This window comes from uncultured Chitinophaga sp. (assembly GCF_937874145.1).
Taxonomy (GTDB): Bacteria; Bacteroidota; Bacteroidia; order Chitinophagales; family Chitinophagaceae; genus Chitinophaga.
On record NZ_CALNBI010000154.1, the window covers coordinates 1 to 3,371 of the forward strand.

The following is a 3,371-nucleotide window of genomic DNA, read 5'->3' on the forward strand; positions in this document are numbered from 1 at the left end:
CCAAACGCACCGGGCCGGATTTGGCAAGGCTGGGCGGCAAGTACCCCGACAGCTGGCACTACAACCACATGCTGGACCCCGTGTCCATGTCGCCCGGATCGATCATGCCCGCGTACCCCTGGCTGTTCGACAACCGGATCGACAAAGGCAAAACACCGGCCATGATCAACGTGATGCGCAAGATCGGGGTGCCTTATGCAGAAGGGTACGAACAACAGTCGAAAGCAGATTTGGAGAAACAGGCGAAAGAGATCACGGCCAACCTGAAGAAGGACAAGCTGGAAATCCCCGCCGACCGCGAGATCGTGGCGCTGATCGCCTATCTGCAACGACTGGGTAAAGACATCAAAGCAACACCTACCGCTACAAACTGATCGCCATGAAATTCATCAATTATCTCAAAAGCATACAGGACGTCAGCGTTTACCCGATGGCATCGCTGCTCATCTTCTCCATCTTCTTCCTCGCGGCCGCGTACTTCGCATTCCGCAGCGATAAAAAGACGATGGACGCTATCAGCCATTACCCGATCGACAACGATGGAACCGAAAAACAGTAAGCCCATGAAACGCATTCTCACATTATTGTTCACGCTCGCCGCCCTGCAGGCATCCGCCGCCGGCGCGCCGCCCGATCCTTACGGCGAGCTGTCTCACCCGGTGGCCGTTCTCCTGATCGCCATTGCCTGCGGGCTGCTGATCGCCATCGTTATCCTGGGGCATACCGTTATCGGGGCTATCGACATCTTCCGCGACCGCATGAAAAAACTCCCGCTGGTGCTGCTCCTGCTGGCAGCAGGGCAAAGCGCCTTCGCGCAGGAGGCGGAGCAGGCGGTGGAAAAAGTATCGCAGCCGGTTGTGGCCGGACTTACAGACAGCACGTTTTATATGTTGCTGACGGTGATCGGGCTGGAGATCCTCGTGCTGCTGTTCCTCCTGCAGGCATTGCGCATCCTCACCGGGATCACGGCGGCTAAAAAGAAAAAAGTAAAAGCCGCGAAGGAAGCCAAGCCCGGCAAGCCGCGCGTCACGTTGATGGAACGCCTCAACCAGACCAAAAGCCTCGACGCCGCATCGGAAGAAGATGTGGACATGGGGCATGATTACGACGGCATCCGCGAGCTGAACAACCCCACGCCGCCCTGGTGGCGCTGGACGTTCTACATCAGCATCATCTTCGGTGTCGTGTATGTGTGGCGGTTCCACGTTTCCGAAACGGCGCCGCTGCAGTTGCAGGAACTGGCCATCGAAGAAGAAAAAGCGGCCATCGCGAAAGCGGAATACATGAAAAACTCCGCCAACAATATCGATGAGAACAACGTAACGCTGCTGGCCGACGCGGCCGACATCGAATCCGGGCATAAAATGTTCGCCACCAACTGCGCCGCCTGCCACGGGCCGGAAGGACAAGGCCTCGTAGGTCCCAACCTCACCGACAAATTCTGGGTGCACGGCGGTAAAGTGGGCGAGATATTCGCCACCATTAAATACGGTGTGCCGGAGAAAGGGATGAAATCCTGGAAAGAGGACTTCTCCCCCAAACAGATCGCGCAGCTGTGCGCTTACATCCACTCTATAAAAGGTACGACTCCCGCCAACCCGAAAGCGCCGGAAGGCGTTGAGGTAACGGAATAAAAACAAGGAAACATGGAAGAACACGACGAGTTCAGGGACCATCTGGCCACCATCGACGAGAAAGGAAAACGCAAATGGATCTATGCCAAGAAACCATCGGGAAGGCTTTATACAGCCAGAACGGTCCTGAGTGTCTGCTATTTTCTACTGTTCTTCAGCCTGCCGTTCGTTCAAATCGACGGCAGGCCCTTGTTTCTGTTTGACATTCCCAACGGCCGTTTCACGCTCTTCGGCGCGGTGTTCTGGCCGCAGGATTTCTTCATTTTCGGATTGGCCATGCTGGCGTTTATCGTCTTCATCGTGCTCTTCACCATGGCTTTCGGCAGGATTTTCTGCGGATGGATCTGCCCGCAGACCATCTTCATGGAAATGCTGTTCAGGAAGATAGAATACTGGATCGAAGGCGACGCCGCCCAGCAACGCATCCTTAACCGCGCGGAATGGAATACGGAAAAGATCGTGAAGAAGACCGGCAAGCATGCTGCGTTCTTCCTCCTGTCGGTCATCATCGCCAATACTTTCCTCGCTTATGTTATCGGCGTGAAGGAATTGCAAAAGATCATGACCGATCCCATGAGCGCGCACCTGGGCGGTTTCATCGCCATGATCGCGTTTTCGTTCGTATTCTACGCCGTGTTCGCCTTCTTCCGCGAACAGGTGTGTACGGTGGTTTGTCCGTACGGCCGCCTGCAAAGCGTTCTGCTCGACAAGAACTCCGTGGTAGTCGCCTACGATTACGAACGCGGCGAGCCGCGGGGCAAGTTCAAGAAAGAAGCGAACGGCCTGGGGGATTGCATCGACTGTATGCAATGCGTGAACGTTTGCCCTACGGGCATCGACATCCGGAACGGTACCCAGCTGGAATGTGTGAACTGCACCGCCTGTATCGACGCCTGCAATTTCATGATGGAAAAAGTAGGCCGGCCGCAAGGGCTGATCCGCCTCGCTTCCGAAAATGGCATTGCGCAGAAGCAGCCGCTGCGGTACACGGGAAGATTCAAAGTGTATACGGTCATCTGCACCCTGTTGCTGGCTGCCATCACCTTCCTCCTCATCAGCCGCAAACCGGTGGATGGATCCATCCTGCGGACGGCGGGAATGCTGTACCAGGAGCGCGGGCAAGACAGTGTGAGCAATCTTTACCGCATCAAACTGGTGAACAAAACGCTGGAAGACGTGCCCCTGGAGCTCCGCATCGAAAGCGGCGGCGGAAAGGTGGAAGTGGTGGGGATGCCCATCCACGTGAAAGCCGAAGCGCAGGGCGAAGGCACCTTCTTTATCGTGATGCCGCGCAGCGCCATCCGGGAAAGGAAATCCGTATTGAAAGTGGGATTATATGAAAACGGCAAAAGGATCGGGGAAAAGAAGACCACCTTCCTCGGGCCCGTCAGCCAATAAAAAATTATTACTATGAATTGGGGTCATTCCATCATCATCGTATTCGTTCTCTTCGCCATAGGCATTCTTACGCTCGTCACCCGCAGCATGCAAACCCGCATCGACATGGTGACGCCCGATTACTACGCCGAAGAGCTGAAATACCAGGCTACCATCGACGCGCGCAACAACACCGGCGCCCTTTCCGCCCCGGTGCGCGTGCAACAGCCCGGAGACACCATCGAGATCACGTTCCCCGGCGAGCTGAAAGGCGAGCACCTGCAAGGGAAAGTGCATTTTTACCGTCCGTCGGATTCCCGGAGGGACATTACGCTGCCCCTGCAGCTGGACGATGCCGGC

The 3,371-nt window shown here is 56.0% G+C and carries 5 protein-coding genes; all 5 read left to right on the top strand.

Features of this window, described 5'->3' with window-relative positions:
* Positions 1-374 (top strand): cbb3-type cytochrome c oxidase subunit II (locus tag Q0510_RS07340; protein ID WP_298709644.1); only part of this gene is annotated, 374 nt, incomplete at its 5' end.
* A 5-nt stretch (positions 375-379) separates the two neighbouring features.
* Positions 380-559 carry a CcoQ/FixQ family Cbb3-type cytochrome c oxidase assembly chaperone gene (locus Q0510_RS07345; RefSeq protein ID WP_298709646.1) on the top strand — a complete coding sequence of 60 codons (180 nt, stop codon included), beginning with the start codon at positions 380-382 and terminating at the stop codon, positions 557-559.
* Positions 560-563: 4 nt separating this feature from the next.
* Positions 564-1,634 (top strand): cbb3-type cytochrome c oxidase N-terminal domain-containing protein, encoded by a 1,071-nt coding sequence (locus Q0510_RS07350; RefSeq protein WP_298709648.1) that lies wholly within the window; start codon positions 564-566, stop codon positions 1,632-1,634.
* Between the two features lie 12 nt (positions 1,635-1,646).
* Positions 1,647-3,032: a cytochrome c oxidase accessory protein CcoG gene (gene ccoG / locus Q0510_RS07355; RefSeq protein ID WP_298709650.1), complete on the top strand. Its 1,386-nt coding sequence runs from the start codon at positions 1,647-1,649 to the stop codon at positions 3,030-3,032.
* Positions 3,033-3,044: 12 nt separating this feature from the next.
* Positions 3,045-3,371, top strand: a 327-nt coding sequence (locus Q0510_RS07360) for a FixH family protein (RefSeq protein ID WP_298709652.1), incomplete at its 3' end; no start/stop codon positions are given.